This is a genomic window from Streptomyces sp. cf386 (genome assembly GCF_900103585.1).
GTDB lineage: Bacteria > Actinomycetota > Actinomycetes > Streptomycetales > Streptomycetaceae > Streptomyces.
In genome coordinates, this window is sequence record NZ_FNHV01000001.1 from 573,504 (window position 1) to 594,390 (window position 20,887).

A 20,887-nucleotide genomic window follows, 5' to 3' on the forward strand; every position below is an offset into this window, starting at 1 on the left:
AACTTGGTTATGTAATTCTTCACGGCAATAGTACACATCGTGTGTGACCTGCCGCCTCGGATACACACGTCCGCTCTCGGACACGCCATCACGCGCTGGTCCAGTCTCCTGCCGCCCCTGCGGGCACAGCGTGTCGGGCGAACCCGACCTCATCGCTGCGACACGCATCCGCGGCCGTCCCCACGCACTTTCCCATCGCCATGAACTCAGCACGGGAGCAGAACTCATGCCATACAAAGACAAGGGCCGTCTCACGGTCGAAGATCGCGGGGCCGTTCTGATCGCGCGGGTCGACGGCGGCCCGCTCCAGGAGTTCGGCCTCGACATCGCCCAGCAGCTGGAGAAGCTGGTGGCCCGAGCCGACCGTGATCCGAACATCCGTGCCGTCGTCTTCACCGGGGCACATCCCGAGCGGTTCGTCAGCCATGCCGCGGTCCGGTGGCTGCAGGAAGAGGGCGCCGCGAGCCCTACGGTCGGCCGGCGCGCTGCCTCAGCCGTCGTCCGCATGGCCAAGCACGTGGACCGGTCCCGCCTCCTCGGGTCCGTGATGCGCAGAACCCCGATGCGCGGGGCTCTGCAGCTGGAACGTCTGCACAGGACCTTCCTGCGGATGAACGCCAGCGGTGTGCTTTACGTCGCCGCCCTCAACGGTTCCGCTCTCGGCCTCGGCGCGGAGTTCGCCTGGGCGTGCGATCTGCGGGTCATGGCCGACGGGGACTTCTTCATCGGCCAGCCGGAGATCCTGCTCGGCATCATCCCGGGCGGGGGCGGCACCCAGCGGCTGACCCGCCTGATCGGCACCCACCGGTCCCTGGCCGCGATCCTCGAAGGCAAGCCGTTCACGCCCGAAGAGGCCCTCGCCAACGGGGCGGTGGACAAGGTGGTCGCGCAGGACAAGGTGGTCGCGCAGGCGGTCGATCTCGCCGAGCACTTCGGAAAGCGGTCGAAGGCGTCGGTCGCGGCCGCCAAGAGGTCGGTGTACTTCGGCGGCTCGATGTCACTGGAGGACGGTCTGCACGTCGAACGCGCCGAGTTCTTCGCCCAGATCATGTCAGAGGAAGGCCAGAGGCTGATGCTCGACTACCAGGCCACAACCGCCGCCACCGGCGAACTCCCGCTCTACACACCGGGCACCTACGCACGAGCCCTCGCCTCGGGCAGCGTGCCGGGCCGTCGCTCGACGAGCGGGCGGTGAACCGACGATGACCACTCAGCAGTCCTTCACCCGTCACGACATCACGTTCCCTTCCGGCGACAGCAACTGCGCCGGCTGGCTCTACCTCCCCACAGGCGTCACGTCTCCGCCCGTCGTCATCCTCGGGCACGGCCTCGGCGCCGTCCGCGAAATGCGGCTGGACGCCTTCGCCGAGCGCTTCGCGCAGGCCGGCATCGCCGCGGTGGCCTTCACCTACCGGCACTTCGGCGACAGCGGCGGCCACCCTCGCCAGCTCCTGTCGATCAAGCGTCAGCTCGCCGACTGGGACGCCGCCATCGCCTACGTCAAAGCCCGCACGGACGTCGACCGGACCCGCATCGCCGTATGGGGCAGCTCGTTCGGCGGCGGCCATGCCATCACCGTCGCCTCCCGCCACCCCGAACTGCGCGCGGCAGTGTCGCAATGCCCCTTCACCGACGGTCTCGCCTCCGCGCTCGCGCTGGGCCCTGCCGCCTCACTCAAGGTCCTCCCCGTGGTCGCCCGCGACCTGGCGGCCAGAGGCCGCGGAAAGCCGCCCGTGATGGTGCCGATCGCCGCCACCCCCGGCTCTTCGGCCCTCATGAACGCCCCGGACGCCCTGCCCGGATACCAGGCGCTCCAGCCTCCGGGAACGACGTTCCGCAACGAGGTGGCGGCGCGGGTCATCCCGACCATCCTCACCTACCGGCCCGGGCGCGCGGCCAAGAAGATCGCCATGCCGATCCTCTTCTGCGTCAGCGACACCGACTCCGTCACGCCTCCCGCCCAGACCCTCCGCTACGCGCGCACCGCACCCAAGGGAGAGATCAAGAGGTACGACGCCGGCCACTTCGACTTCTACACCAGCGAGACCTTCGAAGTACTGGTGCGCGACCAGATCGAGTTCCTCACCCGCCAGCTGAACCCGGCAGCCGCCACTTCAGCTCCGTGACCGGACCGCATCACACCCAGACAGGTACGCCCTCGCCATGAATTTCGCATCTCTGCCCGACCGCCGCGCGTCCCTCGACCCCGACGGGGCCGCGGTCTCGGACGGCCGCCAGGCCCTCACCAACGTCCAGTTGCTGCGTCGCGTCCAGGCGGCGACACGTCACCTCCAGGACCTCGGGATCGGCCCCGGCGATGTCGTGGCTGTCAAGCTCACCAATCGCGTGGAGTTCGTGCTTCTGCTGTTCGCCGCCTGGCGGCTCGGCGCCACCATCACGCCGGTCAACCCGAGCATGACCGACATCGAAGTGGCCCGACAGCTCAAGGACTCCCGCGCACGCCTTCTGCTGAGCGAGGACGGCGAGGCCGCAGTGGCGGACGGGACTGCCTTTCTCGCCGTCGGCGAACTGCGCGACGACGCAGCGGCGGAGCCGGATGAAGCCCCTCTTCCGGACCCGTCCGCGCTGGCCCTGCTCATCTACACCAGCGGCACGACCGGGGTTCCCAAGGGGGTGATGCTCGATCACGCCAACATCGACGCCATGGCGGACATGGGGCGTCGGGCGCTGGAGGTCGGTCCGGTCGACCGGTGTCTGCTGATCCTGCCGCTCTTCCACGTCAACGGCATCGTGGTCAGCACCCTCGTACCGTTGCTGGCGGGCGCGAGCGTCACCATCGCCGACCGATTCAATCCCCAGACGTTCTTCGACGTGGTCGAGCGCGAGCGCCCCACCTTCTTCAGCGCCGTGCCGACGATCTACAGCATGCTCGCGGCGCTCCCGGACCAGGTCCGCCCCGACACGTCGTCCCTGCGCTTCGGAGTCTGCGGCGCGGCACCCGCCTCCGCCGAGCTGCTGACCCGGTTCGAGGCCCGTTACGGATTTCCGCTCGTCGAGGGGTACGGGCTGTCCGAGGGAACCTGCGGCTCCACCATCAATCCTGTCGCGGGCCCTCGACGCGCCGGAACCGTGGGACTGCCCTTCCCCGGCCAGGAGATCCGGATCGTCGACGCCGACGGCAGCGAGGTGCCGCCGGGCGGGGACGGAGAGGTCGTCGTGCGGGGCCCCAACGTCATGCGGGGCTATCTCGGCCGCCCGGAGGAGACAGCCAGGGTCATCGTCGACGGCTGGCTGCACACCGGCGACGTGGGCCGGCTCGACGCCGACGGATACCTGACCCTGGTCGGACGTTCGAAGGACATGATCATCCGGGGTGGGGAGAACATCTACCCCAAGGAGATCGAGGACGTCCTCGTCGGTGACCCGTCGGTGCTCGAGGCCGCCGTGATCGGCGTCCCCGACGAGAAATGGGGAGAGGTCGTCGTCGCCTACGTCCAGCCCCGACCGGGTTCGACCGTCGATCCGTCGGCACTGCAGTCCCTCTGCGCGCGCAGCCTCACCGGCTTCAAGCGCCCGACCGCGTTCTTCGTGGTGGATGCCATCGCGAAGAACGCGGTCGGCAAGATCGACAAGGTCTCGCTGCGTGCTGCCCACGCCGAGGTCTCCGCGCGGTCCTGACCTCCAGGAATGGCGCTTGGGGCTGTCTCCGGTGGCGGCCCTCAGCTCCGTGTCAGGGACCGAGTCCAGATCCGGGACCCCCCAGAACTCCGCGAGCTTCGCCACTCGCCCGGCCTGCCGGGGACATCCGCGAAGTTGCACGCAAGGATGGCCCAGCCCTATCGGTGCGCTCGCTCCCAGGCCGCTCCTGCCGGAGCAGGTCGGTAAGGAGACACCATCAAGATCCGGACCATACACGGACCAGCTCCCGCCAACGCTCCACATACCTCGCATTCGCACAGGTCAGCGCCATACGTACGGCGTACCGCCAGCAGACCAAGAACCTGCTGGTGTCGTATGCGCCCAAGAAGCTGGGCTTCTTCTAGACACCAGGAAAAGGGCGCCTGACCGGGCAGATGCCCGTCAGGCGTCCTTCGCAGCGCACGGATCGGGATCGGCTCGGCATCGAAGTCCGCTGCGCGTACGGACTACTGCCCCGGACTCTCCTCGCGCACGTCCAGGATCCAACGGGCACCGGCCGCGCGGCCCAGGACGATGGGGATCACCTGGCCGGGGGTGGCGAGTAGTGCGGCGAGCTCGCTCTCGGCCTGGGCTGTGTCTGCCTCGCAAAAGACGAACTCCAGGGGCGGGTCCGTCTCCTCCCGGCGTCGCGTGATCAGCTCGGGGATGTCGTCGGCGGACTCGAACGTGTCCACGTTCCGCGCCAACTCGGCAACCGAGCCGACGGCGACCGCGCAGGCCTGGTCGAGTATCGGGCTGGCGCCCAACTGCAGGACCAGGGACTCCACGAGCCTGCGGCCCGCGTCGGGTTCGCCGCGTACCGCGATGGCTCCGGGGGCCTGGGCCAGGTCGAGGAAGAGGCAGCCGCCGTCCTCCTCCGATGCTCCCACGCACACGAACGCGAGTCCGCCTTCGGGGGTTTCGTAGGGCACAGGGTGCCAGCCGATGCTGCCGGCCAGGGATTCTTCGGTGTCACCCCGGACTCCGCGCAGGATCACGGTGACCCGGTCGTCGCCGAAGGAGACCGTGTGGGACAACGTCGGCACAGGTGGGGCCGGGAGCTCCGCGGAGGTTGCTGACGGGGTGGGCTGTTCGGCGGATTCGGTACGTCCCGTCGTACGCGGTACTCGCCGGGCGGATCCGGCACGCGGGCCCCGCGCCGGGGTGGTGAGTCGGCTGGGGCGGGCAGCGGTCGCCACCACGGAGGCAGGGGCGGGGGCGGGGGTTGCTGCCGCGCGCACCGCTGTCGGGGCTCGCAGGAGGGTCGGGATCCGGGCTGGGGCGGGCCCCACCTCGCCGGACCCGGACCTACGGTTCACGGACTCCGAGGTCCCGGACTCGGAGGTCCCGGACTCGGAGACGACGGTCTCGGAGGTCCCGGACTCAAAGACGACGGTCCCGGACCCGGGGATATCCCTATCGGTCTCGGCGATATCAGCGCGCCGTGCGGCGCCGGCCGTCGTGCGCCGTACCGTCCGCGGGATCCTGGCCGTCGGGGCGGGGCGCACGGTCGGAGCGGTCGTCGTGTCCGCCTCCGCCACGGCGGCGGCCTCGGTAGCGTCGGCGGTCGCCGGGGCGGCCACCTTGCGCCGGCGCAGCAGGAACACCCCGGCACCCGCGCCCGCCGCGAGCAGTACCGCCCCGCCTCCCATGGCCCACGTCACGGCATCGCCCGGGCTCTGCGCCGGGGTCGCCCGTCCCTCCCGGGATGAGTCCACGGCTGCCTGCCGCGAGGGCCGCGCAAGGGGGAGCGGCCCGAACCGCACGCCGGGGCCCTGGGCGTCCGGAGGCAGTTCGAGCACCCAGCCGGGGGCGATCACGGTCGGCTGGGTCAGGGCCGAACCATCGGCCTGGGGGCGGCCCTTGTTCAGGTCGAAGATCTCGGTGAAGCGCTCGCCGTCACCCAGAACGCGCTCCGCGATGTTGAAGAGGAACTCCGGTTCGCCGTCCGGGCGGGACTCGACCACCACGTACTTGACCTTCTCCTCGTCGGCGGCGACGGCCGCCCGCGCGCTGCCCGGTACCTCGGCCACCGCCGGTAGCGCCGGTGCCGCCAGCGAGAACAGCAGTCCGGACAGGAGGACCGCCACGGCCCTGGTCACCGCACGCCGGTCGGGGGTCATCTCCGCCTCCGCGTCATCTCGATCGTCACGATCGTCTCGTTCGCGCGGGCTGCTCGGCCCGCATGCGATGGCACGCGGGGCCGGGGCCCCCGGTTCATCTCGTACGGCCCCCTGCTGAACCACCGCCGGGTCGGCGACGTACGGCCGCCGGATCACCGTTCGCCGACTCGCGCGCTCGCCCGCTCGCCCGTTCGCCCGTTCGCCCGTTCGACGCACCGTTCGTCGACCGCTGACGGCCCCTTTCGACCGCTCACCGACGGTCACCTACGCATACGCCAAGTGGCGGATATCTCGGTGCGCCGCCTTTGCCAATCTCCCTGTCATGCCCCACTGCCCGCACCAACGGGTGGTCCCGACAGACGACTTGACGAAGAGGTGATCCGGGTGAGCTCCACTGCCCTGCAGCGCAACGAGAAGTCGGCCCTGCGGCCGGCCCGCACCGACGAGCAGGCGCTCGCCGAGCTGAAGAAGGAGCACGGCAGGGCCCTGCTCGGGTTCCTGATGAGCCTCACCTACGGTGACCGGCAGCGCGCCGAGGACCTGCTGCAGGAGACGTTCGTGCGTGCCTGGCAGCACCCGGAGGCCCTGGAGACCGACCACGAGTCGATGCGGCCGTGGCTGTTCACGGTGGCCCGGCGTATCGCGATCGATGCCCGCCGTGCCCGGCAGGCCCGGCCCGCCGAGGTCAACGACCAGGCCGTCCTGGAGGCCAAGCCGATCCCGGAGGACCACGCGGAGCGCTCGGCGGAACGCCTCGACGTACGCCGCGCCCTGGGCACGCTGTCCGCCGAGCACCGGGCCGTGCTGATCCAGGTGTACTTCCGCGGCCAGTCCGTGAACGAAGCGGCGGAGGCGCTCGGCGTGCCGCCGGGCACGGTCAAGTCGCGTACGTACTACGCGCTGCGGGCGCTCAAGAAGGCGATGCCCGGCTACTCGCTCTGAGACCCGCGCCCCACTCCCGCTCGACCTTCCCGACCGCCCCACTCCCGCTCCACCTTCCCGACCGGCCTGCCCCCGGCCCGCGGCGGTGCTCCCCCGGCCCGTCGCGGGCAACCGAAGCCGCCCGTACCCCGCTTGACGATGCGGGGCACGGGCGGCTTTGCCGTGCGAGCGTGCGGGTGCTGTGCAGTCGCACGGCCGAGTGGACGAGCCGCCCGCGCGGGCTGCGCGAAATGGGCCCTGTGCTTGCGGAGAGCGAGGATCAGGAAGGCGCGACCACCTCGATGACGGCGGTGCGCCGGCCCTGCTCCGGCGCGGTGCCGCGGTTGCCGCGTGACGTGGTCTTGATGGGCACGGCGACCGGGTTGAACGTGCCGTCCACGTCCGCGTTCGCGGCCCTCAGGCGGCTCAGCGCGTCGGCGAGCTCCACGCGCAGGAGCTGAGCGATCTTGTTGGCCCGGTCACGGCCGTCCCGCATGCCGGTGAGCCGTGAGTTGCCGTAGCCGGTGATCTTCACCGTGGGCAGGGGGCGCCCTTCCTGGTGGGCGGTGCGCAGTTCCTTGAACAGATCGGCGGCCAGTCGCTTGATCTGCAGGGTCGCCTCCGGGGTGAGGCGCGTGCCCTCGGTGAAGGCGAACACGGAGGATGCGGGGGCCTGGGCCGGTGCGGGCGGCGCGGGCATGCTGACGCCCGGCAGTTGCTGTCGCTCGCCCTGCATCAGGGCGTCGATCTGCAGGGGCGGCCCTGCCTGCCCCGGTACCGGCGCGATCTGCGGCCCGAAGACGAAGGGGATGTCCGCCGAGCTCAACTTCGGGGTGCCGTCGCCCAGTTCGGCCCATTCGCCGAAGCGTGCGGTGAGCCGCTCGGCCAGGTGGAGGGCCGCCTTCTGCTGGAGGTTGGCGTTCAGCGGGCCGCCCGTGGTGCCGCCGTTGAACTCGACGACCGGCGGCGGCAGTTGCTCACGACTGCGCCACACCGCCACCTTGGCGATCTTGTCGACGAGCTTGTCCAGGCGTGATTTGTCCGCGTCGGTGAGCTGCCCGCCGGGACGGTCGCCCTCCAGCAGCACGGACTGGTCGCCGTGGTCACCGAGCACGACCACGGTCAGGGCATTGGGCACGACGCTGCTGTTCTCGATCGTGTGCAGGTCCGTTCCGGGTGCCGTGCTGTACGTACGGAAGTACCAGGCATCGCCGTTGCGCCGCAGGGAGTCGCCGGCGATGGCGGTGAGCAGTCGGCGGGCCTCCTTCGTGGCGCCCGTGAGCTGCTGCTCCAGACCGGGGACGTCGGTGCTCGCCGCCTCGATGGCGTTGTTGAGCTCCACGATCTCCTCGATCTTCTCGAAGAGCGCCACCTCGGGTGCGTCGGCCGACAGGTCCCCGTTGTCGATGCGCTGGCGCAGCTGGGTCGCGGTCTCGTCGAGCCGGCCCGCGTAGTGCTCGATGTTCAGCCGCAACGCGTCGTCCAGGACGGCTCGGGTGAACTCGGCACGGCGTACGTTCTCCAGCGTCACCACACTGCGGCCGTCCCCGCTGAACGTGACGGCGCTCGCGAAGTGGTAGCCGAACCCGCGCCGGGTCAGCGAAAGCTGTCTGTCGCCCTCGGCGTTGAGCTGGGGCACGCCCTGGGAGGTCATCGCCTCACCGATGTGCTTGGGCAGGGCGAACTCGTTGATGCCCAGATCCTGCGCCTGCTGTGCGGCGCCCGGATCCGTCGCCTGGAAGGCCTTGTACTCCTTGCCGGGCGCGGGCCAGTCCTGCGCCACCTTGCCGAGGCCTTGCTGTATCAGCGCCTTCGCCTGCTCCGCGCCGACCTCACCGTTCGTGCTCGCCGCTTCCGCGATGCCCTGGGCGAGGTGGGCGATGCCGGATACCTCGGTGGCGCTGGAGGTGTTGATACGGGCGACGGCGGTCGTGCCGCCGTTCGGGGACCGCAGCACCGCGTGGGTCTGGTAGCCGCCGAGTACCTGCTGCGAGAAGTCCCGGCAGATGTCGATGGGGTTCGACCTGAACGTCGGTGTGACCCGGATCAGTTCATGGGTGGTGCCGTTCTTCGTGAACCTGATCATGGTGTCGGGGTGGGACCGCAGCGTGACGTTGCTGCCGATCAGCTTCAGTTCCTTGTTGGCGGCGGCGAAGTTCTCCTGGGTGATGAAGATTTCGCGGCCGGTGTCCGGGACCACGACGGTGCCGTCCTCGGACACGGTGAGCCGGGGATCCTGCGGTTCGGCCTCGCGCATCGGCATGTAGGCGGGGAAGGCGCCCGGGTTCGCGTCGGTGCGCATGTCGTAGACGGCCGGGGGCTCCAGAGTGACGAAGGGCCGGTCGTCACCCTGCAGTCCCTCGGGCATGACGAGCCGGTACGTGCCTTCGGCGGGGACGGGGTTGCCGGCTTCGTTCTCGCCCTCCGATGCGTCCTCGGTGAGGTCGGAGTCGGAGAGCGGGGCGTCCAGATAGGGGTCGTAGGCGTCCAGGTAGCCGTCGCTGGAGGCGCTGTCCGGCGGTGCGTCGTTCGCTTCGTCGGTGGTGTCGGTCGGTGTGCCGGAGGAGTCGCCGCCGTAGCCGTCGAGGATGTTGATGATCGCGTCGGAATCGGTGCCGTTGTCCGACGTGTCGGGCTCCTGGTCCGATTCGGGGCTGTCGTACAGGGCCTCGGTGTCGTTGCCGTCGCCGTTGCTGCTGTGGTTGTCGTTGTTGTCGGTCACGGGCGGCGTGCCCGTACCTCCGGCGCCCGGGTCGGACTTCGGCGACACCCGTACACCACCGCCCTCGCCCCGGGCACCCGGCAGCGCGCCGGGTACGGGCTCGGCCACGGTCGGCCGGGGCGTGTTCGCCGCGATCGCTCCCGGTGTGGCGGAGAAGCCGAGCGGTCCCACCGGCGAGGTTCCGATGTCTCCGCCGCCCGGGCGGAAGACCACCCACGGCTGCCAAGAGGCGTCCGCGGGCAGGTCCGCCGGACGCTCCACGAGCAGGACGGGCGTGTCGGAGCCCTGCTCGTAGCCCTGGAAGACCTCTCCCCAGGGGGCGATGACGGGCCCCTGCTTGGCGTCCGCGAGGGCCTGGCCGGGCGGCGTTCCGTAGATGTCCGCTCCTGTGTCGTCCGGACCCAGGAGCTTGCCGGACGCCGCGTGGTTCACCGCGAGGACGAGCGGTGCGTCGCCGGGCATGCCTGCGTCGTCGAGGCGGTCGGCGACTTCGGTCATGGTCAGCGGCTGGTATGCGCCGCCGCCGTTGCCGTCCGGCGTGAAGGCCTGGACCTTGCCGCCCTTCAGCGCTCCTTCGACGAGATACGTCTCCTGGGCGCCCAGTGAGTCCATGGCCTCGTTCAGGGCCGTCGACGGGGCGGCGGGGTTGTCACGCCAGACGTTGTCCACCTCGGAGCGGAACGAGGCGGCGCCGGCGAACGACTCGTCCCAGGCGATCTGGGCGTGGCCGGGCTGCTGCGGCTCGTAGGCGTTGAACGCGGTGTCGCTGTCCGGGTCCGCGTAGGCACCGACCTTGCCGTCCGCGCCGATCGCGACGACATGGCCGCTGCCCCAGACGTCGACCCCCTCGTCCGCGAAGCTGTTGGCGAACTCCTGCGCCGCGAGAGTGGGTTGGAGGGTGTCCGCGCCCAGTTCGCAGGACAGGGGGACGATGGTGAGGCGCCGGCCGGTGAGGGCGGCGTACTCCTTCAGCGCCGCGTACTGCGGCCCCTGTTTGACCAGCTCGGCCAGGTGTCCCGGGCTGGTGCGCACGAGACCGTCCGTGTTGCCGAGCTTGGGGTTGTCGAGCGCCGGGGAGAACCGGTCGGCTCCGGCGTGCGAGGAGACGTACAGGGTCAACTCGCCGCCCCACGGCATGGGTTGGCTGCCGCTGTGCAGGGCGGCGCCGGGGCCGGCCGGTGCGAGGAAGAAGACCTCGTCCGCCGCGCCGGCGGTGTGCTGCTGCCAGTACGCGGTCTCGGTGGCCGTCTCGCTCTTCGGCGTGAACTGCATGACCACCGCGTTCGGGGACGCGGTCGGCGTGTACTCCCACTTGAAGGCGGACAGGCCCGCCGAGCCGACCACACCGGACGGCTGCAGCGCTGCCGCGCTCGCGGCGGCCGCGTCGGCGCCCTGGGTGTGCAGGGTGTGCGCCACGTCGAGCAGTTGGGCCTGCTGGACCGAGGGGTCGGTCGCACCGGGGCGGCCCGGCGCGTTGGCCTTGAGGATGTCCTTCGCCCGGTCGAGGACTCCCTTGCGCTCGGAGGCGGTCAACTGGCCCTTGAGGGTGTCCAGTTGGGCGATCTTCTTCGCGGTGAGCAGGGCCGCACCGGGTCCACCGGTGGTGAAGGCCTGCGCGACGGCCGAGTTGACGGCGTTCTGGCGGGGCGCGTCGAACTGGGTCAGGCCCGGGTGCACTACCTGGGCCAGGTTGCTCGCCTCGGTACGGATCCTCTCCAGGTCGGTGAGCCGCAGGGACCCCTTCTTCAGGCCCGCGTCGAAGGCGGCCTCGGCCTTCCTGGCGTCCTTGAGTACGGAGTCGGCGGAGCCGGAGACGGTCTTCTCCACGGCGGAGGCGGCCTTGTCGAGCGCCTTGGCAGCCGCTTTGGCATCGGCGGCGCTCGTACTCGTCGAAGCGGTCGGCGCGGTGCCGGGAATCGCGCGGGTGCCCGGCGCGGACGACGACGCGTCACCGGACCGGTCGGCCTTGGACACCTGCCGCACTCCCCCACCGGCCGCCACCGCGCTCAGATCGGCGGCGGTGACCGGCTTGCCGCTCTTCTTCGCGGCAGGCACCAGGTCCACGAGGTCTCTGCGCTGCGCCGGGGTGACGGTGGCATCTGGGGCGAACTTGAAGACGTCGCGCACGAGCGGATCGAGTGAGCTCGGGGTGAGGGGGCCGGTGTGGCTGTACTCGCGTCCCAGTACGTCGCCGAGGCGGCGCAGGTCGGTGAGGCGGGGCGTGGTCGGCGGCGTGGTGTGGCCGTCGAGATGCTGGGCCGTTTTCACCAGGTCCTGGACGGCTGCGAGTTCGGTCTCGGTGACCGGGGTGAATCTGCCCTTCGCCTTGCCGCCGAGGCCCTCGGCCTTGTGTACGCCTGTCTCGCGGGCGAGGTCCGTCAGCTGTTCGGGAGTGAGGTCGACGTTGTCGGCCGGGTTGCCCTCGGGGAAGGCGTCCAGGAGCACCTGCGAGTGGACGTCCATCTCCGGGTCGCCGAACAGGTCACGGACGGCCTGGGCATCGCGGCCCGTCTCGCGGACCGTGACCGGGAAGTCGTCGGCGGTCAGCGACGTACCGGCGGGCTGCTGCCGCAGATGGGTCTCCAGGCTCCCCTGGAATGCGGTCCGCACCGCCTCGGCCCGGGCATCGGCGAGAGACTGCTCGCCGGGCAGCGACTGCACGGTGATCTCGATGTGCGGCGGGTTCAGGCCCTGCTTGGCACGCCAGGTGGCGGCCTTGGCTACCTTCGCCGCCGTGCGGTCGAGGATCGTCTGCTGGGTGGTGTCGAGGGTCGTCGTGCCCGGGGGCAGGGCGAACTCCTGGTGCTGGTTGTTCTGGCCCGCGACGACGACGGTGGTGAGGGGGTTGGTGACGTCGATGGTTCCCTCGGGGCTGCGGAACTGGAAGTCGTGGAAGGTCTCTCCGGGTGCGCGCCCGTACATGCGGACGAACCACATGTCGCCCGCCGAGCCCAGCTCTTCGGCGAACACGGCGGTCATGGCGCGCACCGCGTCCCTGCGGGCGGCGGTGGGTGCGTTCTCCAGGAGCTTCAACTGCTGCTGTGCGTCGGGTCCCGCGGTGCCCGAGGCGATGGCCTGCTTCAGGGCGGCGAGTTGCGCCTCGGCGTCGTGCAGCTTCTGCAGCGACTCCAGGAGGCGGAAGCGAGGGTCGCCCGAAGGCAGCGTGCCGGCGGCGACGGCCTGGTCGAGGCTTGACTTCACGTCGTCGAAGCGGCCCGCGTAGTGGCTGAGGTTCTCGTCGACGAGCGTCTCGATCTGCTCCCGGGCCAGGCTGCGGAAGTTGGCGTTCTCAACGCTGACCTGGTGGTTGCCGTCGAGGCTCTCCAGTACGACGGCACCGAAGTGGTAGCCGTAGCCGCTGCGGTCTCCCGGCACGTCGAAGCCACCGCTGTCGGGCGCCGTGAAGTCCGGCTTGAAGTCCCGGGTGGTGCCCTCGACGCGGGAGGCGATCGACGACTGGTTGTAGGCCTCGCCGGGCTTGGCGAAGGCGCTCTGGTTCACCCCGAGGGTCGCCTCCAGCGCCTTCAGGCCCTGGTTGCGGAACTGCTGCGCGGGATCCGCGGTGTTCTGCGCGCTGCCCCACGCCTCGCCCGGGGTCGGCCAGGTCGACTCCGGTTCGGTCATCGCCTTGGTCACCTGTGCCGCCGCGCCCTGCGGGCTCACCTTGTCGAGCAGAGCGGGGTTGTCGATGGCCTCGGTGAGCATCTGGACCAGGTGGTGGCTGCCCGCCACCTCGACCGGGCTCTTGGTGTCGATCCTGGCCGTGCTGACCTTGCCCGTTCCGCCCATGCCCGACGGTCGGGCGTCGTAGAGGACCATGTGGGTGTGCGTACCGCCGACGATGCCCTCGGAGAAGTCCCGGCACACGTCGCTGAGTTCGGACGAATAGTCCGGCTTCACCTTGTACAGCTGCTGTGGGGTGCCCTCGTTGTCGAAGGTGACATACGTTCCCGGGTCCATCCGCAGCTTGATCTTGCTGCCCGACTGGTCCAGGGCGGTGTTGGCCTTGGTGACGGCTTCGGGTACGGCGTAGAACTCCTTGATGCGTCCGGCGGAGGTGTTGATCGCGAGGGTTCCGTCGCCGGACACCTTCAGTACGGGGGCGGCCTCGGCGATCACCGGGCGGGACGGCCGGATGGACGGGAACGACGCGGCGCTGCCGTCGTCGGCGATCTCGCTGCGGGTCACCATCTTGGGGTCGCGTGAGGTGAACGGAGCCTGCTGCAGTACCTGGTCGGGGCTCAGCCCGTCGTAGGTCGCGGTGCCGTTCGGCGTCACCACCTGGAAGTCCGTCACCTCTCGGGCGGGCTTGATCTCCGATAGGGGCGGGGCGGACCGGCCCGGGGCCTTGGAGGCGTCGAAGGCGCCTGTCTCGTCCGGGCCGATCGGGTCCTGGTCGAGCAGGGCGGCCTCGGCGTTGAGGTTGTCCTGGAGGAGGTCGAGCAGGGCCGGGTCCACGGCGGGGGTCTCGGTGGGCGAGGTGGGTGAGTCGGCCGAGATGGGCTGTCCGCCCGGCGGCGGTGGCGCGGTGCGAGTGTTGTCGCCCGGCCGGCCGGGCGCTGCCCCGCTCGGACCGATCACGGGTGAAGTGGGCGGCGGCGGCGAGGAGTTGAGGGCGGCCTCGGCAGCGACGGCGTCCTGCAGCAGGTCCTTGAGTTCGCCGCCGGGCGTCTGCCCGACGAAGGTCCGGGCGTCCTGTACGGCGGTGGGGCTGCCCGAGTTGAGGATCTTCATGGTCTCGACGAGCGTCACGAAGTCGTCGGGGCTGCGCTCGGACAGCGGCCTCGGGTCGCCGTTCGCGGGGGCGGGCCGCACGATCGCGGCCGCGTCCGCCTCCAGCTTCTGGAACGCCGCGTCGCCGAGCGCCGTGTGCAGCACGCCGGCATCGCTCTGCGCCTTGCCCACGGGGTTGAACAGGGCATCGAGCGCGTTCCCGTCGAGCCCGGGGGTGGTCGAGGCCGCGGCGAAGTCGGTCAGTGACGCGAGGTCATTCGCCGATACGGGGGAGCCGGGCGGCAGTGCCTTCGCGTCGTTGATCAGGTTCTTGACGTCGTCCAGCGTGACCTTGCCATGCGGCCCGTCGGCACGGTTCGGGTCGAGGCGGATCGCGTCGGTGATCTTGCGTACGGCCTCCAGCTGGGGCTTCGAGATGTTCCCCGCGCCGGGATGCAGCTCCTGGCCCAGCTTGGTGAGGTCGAAGAGCCGCTTGAGGTCGCTCTGGTCGGGCGGGCGCCTCGACGCGATACCGGGCGACTGGGTGTTGAGGCCGATCTCCTTGGTCAGGTCGGCGAGGTGGTTGACGCCGGTGGCGCGCGGACCGGTGAGCTCGTCGAGGTTGGTGAGCGCGGCGGCGTCCTGGTCCGTGAACGGTGCCTTCGGGTTCGCCAGGAGCAGTTCGCCGGCGCGTATCGCGGCCGCGTCGAGCTGCGGCCGGGTGAGGTTCGGCGCTGCGGGGGGCGGTTCCTCCTTTCCATTCGCCTTCGGGTCAGCGGTCTGGGAGTTGGCCGGGGAGGCGGTGTTCGCGCCCTGGTTGTCGGTCTGGTTCTCGGTCTGGTTCGCGGTCTGCCCCTGGTCCTGCTTCTTCTGCTTCTTCTGCTGCTTCTTCTTCTCCTTCTTCGAGGTCGGCTCACCGCCGTGGTTCGCCTTGTCCTTGGCCTGAGCGCCCTTGCCACCGGTGTCCTGCTGCTTGCCCGATGTCCCCGCACTGCTCGCCGTGTTGGCACCACCAGGGTTGATCAGCGCCGCGGCCGCATCCGCCTGCTTCTTGATCGCGTCGAGTGCGTCCTTTCGCTCCTTCAGGAGCTGCTCCGCGAGCGGCTTGGTCCCGCTGTCGGCCCGGGCGGCGAACCATTCGGAGTAGTTGACCGCCTCCTGGGCATTCTCGACGGCCTTCTTGTAGAAGCCCATGACCCGCTTGTCGGCTCCGGGCGCCTTGTCTTCCTTCGCCTCGGCGATCTTCGCCGCATCCGTATTGCCGGCGTTCGCGTCGGCGCGGGCGGTGGCGGCGTCCTTGAGGATCGCCTTGTACGTCTCCAGCGCGTTGTCGCCCTGGCGGGCGTAGTCGGCCGCGGTGTCCGACTTCTTGGCCGCGGTGAAGGCCGGGACGTTGAAGGTGCCGTTCGGGTTGAACCGGCCGTCGCCCACCTTGTTGTGCACGGTGATCGGCGCGGGCCAGCCGTTGGGGTTCTTGCCCTCGGTCAGATCGACCGGCAGGCCGGCCCCGAATTTCGCCTCCGGGCGGTACATGCTCGACACCAGTTTGCCCAGGTCGGCGGGGTCGGTGAGCGACAGCGCGTACTCCTGGAACGGGCCGCCTACGCGGATCACCTCGCGGACCGTCGACAGGGCGATGCCCTTGGTGAAGTCGTCCCCGTGGAACACCTCCTGATCGAAGCTGATGGTGTGCTTGGCGCCGTCCGGGTAGGTGTTGGTCCACTCGGACCGGGTGCCCGAGCCGCCGACCGCGGGCGTGTACGCCGACGTGCGCACCGGAGTGTCGGGGGCGGGCGTGGTGGTGCTCTGCCCCGGCGTCGTCGCCCCGGAGCCCGACGAGCCGGTACCCGGCATGTTCAATTGCTGCATGGCAGGGCGGTCCAGCGGGTGCAGCTGGTCGTGCAAGGAGACCCAGCCGCCCAGGTCCTGCAGGACGGTCGCGTCGAACACCATGGTGGTGGGCCCGTAGCGGGTGTTCATCGGGCCGTCGCCGACCTCCACGCGGAAGAACACGAAGTCGTCGTTGCCGAGATTGCCGGTGTTGGCCGCGCTGCTCTTGCCGGAGGAGAGGAACATCTGGTCCAGGCGCCTCAGGTCGCCCTGCGAGGTCATCTTCCCGCTGTTGGAGATGGCGTAGTAGGCGGGTGTGGCGTGCTTGAGCCGGAACGGCAGGTTCTCCACCCGGCCCATGAAGTCCCGGAACTCCTGGGCGTGCGCGTTCAGTTCGGGCGAGTCGAGCAGGCCGTCCACCTCGTTCTGGAGGTTCTCGACGTTCTTCTGCGACAGCTCCTTGACGAATTCGGCCTTCTCGTCGGGCGAAAGCTTGTCCAGGCCCGGCTTGACCAGGTTCCACTGGGTGCCGGTGGGGACTTCCGCGTACGCCTGCTTCGACCGGCGGTCGCGTGCGGCGGGGGCGAGGCCGCTCAGGGTCTCCGGGCTCACGGGCGGCTTGGGGCCGAGGGTGCCGTCGGTCGACGACGCGATCAGGTCGGTCAGGTTCTTCGCGGCGCCGGTCACCGGGGAGATCTCGTTGCGCAGCGTGTAGACCCCGCCTTCCGTCTGCGCGTTGGTGATGAACCCGGACAGGTCGAGGTTCAGGTTCATGGCATCGAGCCCGAGGACCGCCGAGTTCTTCCGCGTGTGCACCGGGATGGAGTCGCCGGAGTGCTGGCTCAGGGTGTCGACCAGGTCGCTCAGGTTGCTGCTGACCGAATTGGCCCGCTGGCGGATCTCCACGGCGTCCCACGCGACCTGCCCGGACAGCCTGCGGTTCTTCGCGTCGAACTCCGCCTTCTGGCCGTCGGTGAGATCCTGTGTCTGCGCGTCGCCCTCGGTGGCGTACTTCGCCTCCGTCGCCGCCGTCAACTCGTCGCGCAAGTCCTTCAGTTCGGTGCCGGCCTTCGCGTCCAGCTTCTTGGCGTAGTCCTGGAGCTGCTCCGCGAGATCGGACCTGCCCGCCTTCGCGAGGTGGTCGGTCAGCTGATGCAGATCCTGCTGGCTCAGCTGGTCCGCCGTGACGACGAGCGGCGTCTGCGCACTGGTCCCGCTCGGCAGCGCCTTCCACTCCGCCCAGGACAGCGCGTTGTTCACGCTGTCCTTGGGGCCGAGCACCTTCCACTGGGCCCCCTTCGTGCGGGCGAGACGCAGCGGGGCGTCCCCGTCGCCCTTGTTGTTGGTGTGGGAGGGTTCGAAGGTGAAGCTGCTGCTGCCCGAGCCGACCGGGCCGCCGTCGGTGCCGTACGAGGCGACGCTCGCGTCCTCCGGTGTGGTGCCGGCGCCGGACAGCGGCTTCAGGGGGGTGCCGGGCGGCAGCTTGTGGTCCCGGACGACCGGCCCCGAGGTGATGGCCGTCTCGATCTGTTTCAGGTAGTCGGCCGGCAGGCCGGCGCTCAGGCCGTCCGCGCCGGTGTTGGCCATGACACCGCTGTTGTCGGTCTTGGACGGGTCGTTGCGGAACAGCTTGCCCGGGTCGGTGTACCGGTCCTTCACACCGGCGTAGTGCAGCACCTCGTGCACCAGCATCGGGCCGTCGCCGGTCTTGAAACTCCCCTCCGCGTCGGGAGACTTGAGCGCGAAGGTCTTCTGGTCGGAGTCACCTCCCTTGGGGGTGACGGAGATGTCCACGGCGTCCTTGCGGTCCGGGCGCGGGGTGAGGACGACGTTGATGTTGATCTGGTCCTTGGAGCCGGGCAGTTCGTAGCCCGGGTCGTTGATGTGCAGGCCGAGCAGATCGTTGATGTCCTTCTGCAACCCGGGCAGCTGCGCCTCGGAGAAGCCGGGCCCCGGCCGCACCGGCAGTGTGACGGTCAGGTCCGTCACCCAGCCGCCGCTGTCCGCCTGGATGCGGCGCACCCGGGTGCGGACATAGGTGGCGTCACCGATGAGCAGTCCGTCCGGGCGGTTCGAGCCGAGGGCGTTGGTGCTCGGGTCGAAGATCTCGGTGACCACTTCGGCGGGCGTGGCACCGCCACGACGGTACTTCCAGTACGACGGCGGGATCGGGGTGGCCTTCGGGGTGGCCATCTCCGGGGTCTTGCTCCCGGTCCTGCGACTGCCGCCCGGGGAGCGGGACGGGGTCTGGGCGGGTGCGTCCGCCTTCGGTGCGTCCGCCTTCGGTGCGTCCGCCTTCGGTGCGTTCTTCTCCGAGGTGTTCTTCTTCGGCGCCTTGGTCCTACCGGTCGGGGGTCTGGGCGCCGGCGGCGGCACCGGGATCGTTGCCGGTGCGTCGCCGAGCAGGGAGCCGGAGGGATTCGTGCCCGCTCCGGCGTCCTGGGTGGCCGGCTTCGGCCGTGCGGGGGCGGGCTGGGGCGCGGCGGGCCTGGGTGCGGGCGCACTCGGCGAGTGAGCGTCCGGGGTGCTCGGCACGGCGGACATGGGCATGCCGGGGGTGCCGACTCCCGCCGGGGCCACCGGAGTCGGCAGGCCGACAGGGGTGCCCGAAGTACCGCTTGCTGCCTGGCTGTTGGCTGCTGGGGCCGCCGTGGGGGCAAGTACGTCGCCCATGGTCGGCGCTTGCTGCGGCGGACTGGACGCCTGAGAGAGCTTGGATCCGCCCGCGGGTACCGGTGTGGCGGATGAAGCGTCGGACTTCGGGATGCTGCCGCCGCCGGCGGTGGGGGCGGTGCCCTGATCGCCGTTCGGGGGCTGTGCGGGGGTGGGGGCCGGGGCCGGATCGAGGGCGGCGGCCGGGGCAGGATCGGGGGTCGGTGTCTGCAGATTCGGGGTGTCGACCGTTGGCGGCGCGGGGATGTCCGGCCCGGAGGTGAGCGATGGTCCGGGCAGGTCAGGGGTCGACGTGGTCGGATTCGGATTCGGGGCCGGTGCGTCCGGAGTCAGCGAGGGCGGCGGAGTCGGCACCGGCGTATCGGGAGCGGGCGCAGGCGGCGCCTGTGTGTCTGGGACCGGCGCGGGTGGCGGAGTCGGCGCCGGCTGCTCCGCCACCGGGGCCGGCGCGGGGGCGGACGCATCGGGGACGGGGCTGGGCGCTGGGGCGGGCGCATCGGGGGCAGGTGTGTCGGTCACGAGGCTCAACGCCGGAGCGGGTGCGGGCGCGTCGGGCCCCGGATTCACAGGCGGCGTCGGCGCGTCCGGCGCGGGCGTCGAGGACGGACCGGACGCATCGGGGGCAGGTGTCTCGGTCACCAGGCTCGGCGCCGGAGCCGGTGCGGGCACGTCAACCCCCAGGGCGGCAGGCGAAGACGGCGGCGCCTCCGGGACCGGGCCGGGCGCGGGCGTCGAGGACGGGCCGGACGCGGGGGCGTCCGTGGTCAGGGACGGGGCGGGCGTCGGTGTCGATGACGTATCCGTGGTCAACGGGCCCGGTGCGGGCAAGGACGACGGCGTACTCGAACCATCAGAGCCCGGTGCGGGCAAGGACGACGGCGTACTCGAACCAACGGGGCCCGGTGCGGGCGCCGGAGCAAGTCCAGGCGTCGACGTGCCGCCGCTCGGCGTCGCCGATCCGTCCGGCGTGGAGGGCGTGGAAGGTGTCGGCGTACCGCCCGGTACCCCTGGATCGCCGCCACCCGTCGGCGAGTCGGCAATGCTGCTGGGCGGCGCATCGCCCAGGTCGGGAGCCGGTGCCGACTTGATGATGCCGTCGTTCGTCGGCGTGACCGTCGGCGCCCCGTCGCCCGTCTTGGACGGAATGCCCTTGTCCGACGCGCTCGCCTCCGGCGACGCACCCGTCGGGCCCGCCGGGCTGGGCGACTGCTCAGAGCCCCCGCCGTCCGGTGCGGGCGAGAAGGTGGGTGGCTTGATGCTGAGGTCGATGCCGTTCGAGTCGACATTGACGTTGATGTCGGCGATCTTCGTGCCCTTGTAGTCCTTGGCCTTGCCGTGCAGGCTGGACGCGCCGCCCTCGAACAGCCCACCGATGAACGGGTTGGCACCCGGGTCGTCCACGGGCTCGCCGGTGATCTTGCTCATGCCATGGGCGATGATGTGCTCGGTGGTGCCCTCGACAAGGCTGTCCTTGATGGTCTCGCCGAGGAAGCTGTCGCCGAGCTTCTTGGCGAGGTTCTTGCCGAGCGTCTTGCCCAGGCCGAAGTCCAGGCTCTTGCCGAGGCCGAAGCCGATGACACCGCCGGCTGCGCCGAGTGCGGCCTGCATGCCCAGCTCGCCGAGGTCGAACCCGTTGCGGTGGCCGCGGGCGATCTGGATGGCCTGGGCCAGGCCGTTGATCGCGACCATCATCAGGGCGCCCATCAGGATCGACTTGATGAGCTGGAAGACGAGCTTCTTGGCGAGCAGCGCCGTCATCTTGATGAGCGCGGCGAACGCCGGACCCGATGCGCCGAAGGTGAAGAACAGGGAGATACCGGCGGCGATCAGCTCGGCGACCACCATGGCGGCCATCGCAATGATGCTGATCTTCGCGGTCTCGACGTTGTTGGACGTCTTGCGGAGGTTCTCGGCCAGGGCCTTGGCGCTCATGATGGCGCCGTTGAAGGCCCCGGGATCCTCCTCGGTGCCCTTGCCGACCAGGAACTCGTTGATCATGTCGCGTATCGCCTGGGCGCCCGAGCCCTTCAGGCCCTGGAAGATGCCGTTCACTTCGTCCACGAACCGGGGCTGGAGCTTCTCCATCGCCTGGTAGGCCTGTTCATAGGCCTCGGCTCGGCGGAGCAGATCGATCTCACTCACATAGGGCCAGTCCTCACCCGCGATCATCGCGAGCATGTCGGCCAGTTCCCTGGGGGGATTGATGTCCCCTTGCATGATCGATCCGCTCCCTTCGGTTCAGGTCGTTCAGGTCAGTTCAGGTCGG

Annotated in this window: 6 protein-coding genes; 4 read left to right on the forward strand and 2 right to left on the reverse strand. The window is 70.3% G+C overall.

All coding sequences use genetic code 11. The annotated features are described in order from the left end of the window. The first annotated feature begins 226 nt into the window (after nt 1-226). The 3 genes from BLU79_RS02520 to BLU79_RS02530 are packed head-to-tail and all read left to right on the forward strand — an operon-like array spanning nt 227 to nt 3,639. Complete coding sequence (locus BLU79_RS02520; protein ID WP_093903882.1) at nt 227-1,195, forward strand: enoyl-CoA hydratase/isomerase family protein; 969 nt, start codon at nt 227-229, stop codon at nt 1,193-1,195. A 7-nt stretch (nt 1,196-1,202) separates the two neighbouring features. Beyond that, the gene (locus BLU79_RS02525) at nt 1,203-2,126 is read left to right on the forward strand and encodes an alpha/beta hydrolase (protein WP_093903883.1); all 924 of its coding nucleotides are present in this window, start codon (nt 1,203-1,205) and stop codon (nt 2,124-2,126) included. Nucleotides 2,127-2,163: 37 nt separating this feature from the next. Next, on the forward strand, nt 2,164-3,639 hold the full coding sequence (locus tag BLU79_RS02530; protein ID WP_093903884.1) for a class I adenylate-forming enzyme family protein: 1,476 nt from the start codon (nt 2,164-2,166) through the stop codon (nt 3,637-3,639). A gap of 467 nt (nt 3,640-4,106) precedes the next feature. Here BLU79_RS02530 and BLU79_RS02535 read toward each other — a convergent pair whose 3' ends face one another. Continuing rightward, entirely contained in the window at nt 4,107-5,762 is a 1,656-nt protein-coding gene (locus BLU79_RS02535; RefSeq protein WP_093903885.1) for a LysM peptidoglycan-binding domain-containing protein, read from the reverse strand. Between the two features lie 423 nt (nt 5,763-6,185). On the opposite strand from BLU79_RS02535, the gene BLU79_RS02540 reads away from it, so the two are divergent. Further along, a complete protein-coding gene (locus BLU79_RS02540) occupies nt 6,186-6,704 on the forward strand; it encodes a sigma-70 family RNA polymerase sigma factor (protein WP_093904201.1) in 519 nt (172 codons plus the stop codon). Nucleotides 6,705-6,963: 259 nt separating this feature from the next. Here BLU79_RS02540 and BLU79_RS02545 read toward each other — a convergent pair whose 3' ends face one another. Beyond that, nucleotides 6,964-20,838: a WXG100-like domain-containing protein gene (locus BLU79_RS02545; protein WP_093903886.1), complete on the reverse strand. Its 13,875-nt coding sequence runs from the start codon at nt 20,836-20,838 to the stop codon at nt 6,964-6,966. Nucleotides 20,839-20,887 lie beyond the last annotated feature (49 nt).

Excerpts from the sequence above, each read along its gene's own strand:
- BLU79_RS02520 (WP_093903882.1), top strand. The coding sequence starts at position 227 with ATGCCATACAAAGACAAGGGCCGTCTCACGGTCGAAGATCGCGGGGCC.
- BLU79_RS02525 (WP_093903883.1), top strand. The coding sequence starts at position 1,203 with ATGACCACTCAGCAGTCCTTCACCCGTCACGACATCACGTTCCCTTCC.
- BLU79_RS02530 (WP_093903884.1), top strand. The coding sequence starts at position 2,164 with ATGAATTTCGCATCTCTGCCCGACCGCCGCGCGTCCCTCGACCCCGAC.
- BLU79_RS02545 (WP_093903886.1), bottom strand. The coding sequence starts at position 20,838 with ATGCAAGGGGACATCAATCCCCCCAGGGAACTGGCCGACATGCTCGCG.
- BLU79_RS02535 (WP_093903885.1), bottom strand. The coding sequence starts at position 5,762 with ATGACCCCCGACCGGCGTGCGGTGACCAGGGCCGTGGCGGTCCTCCTG.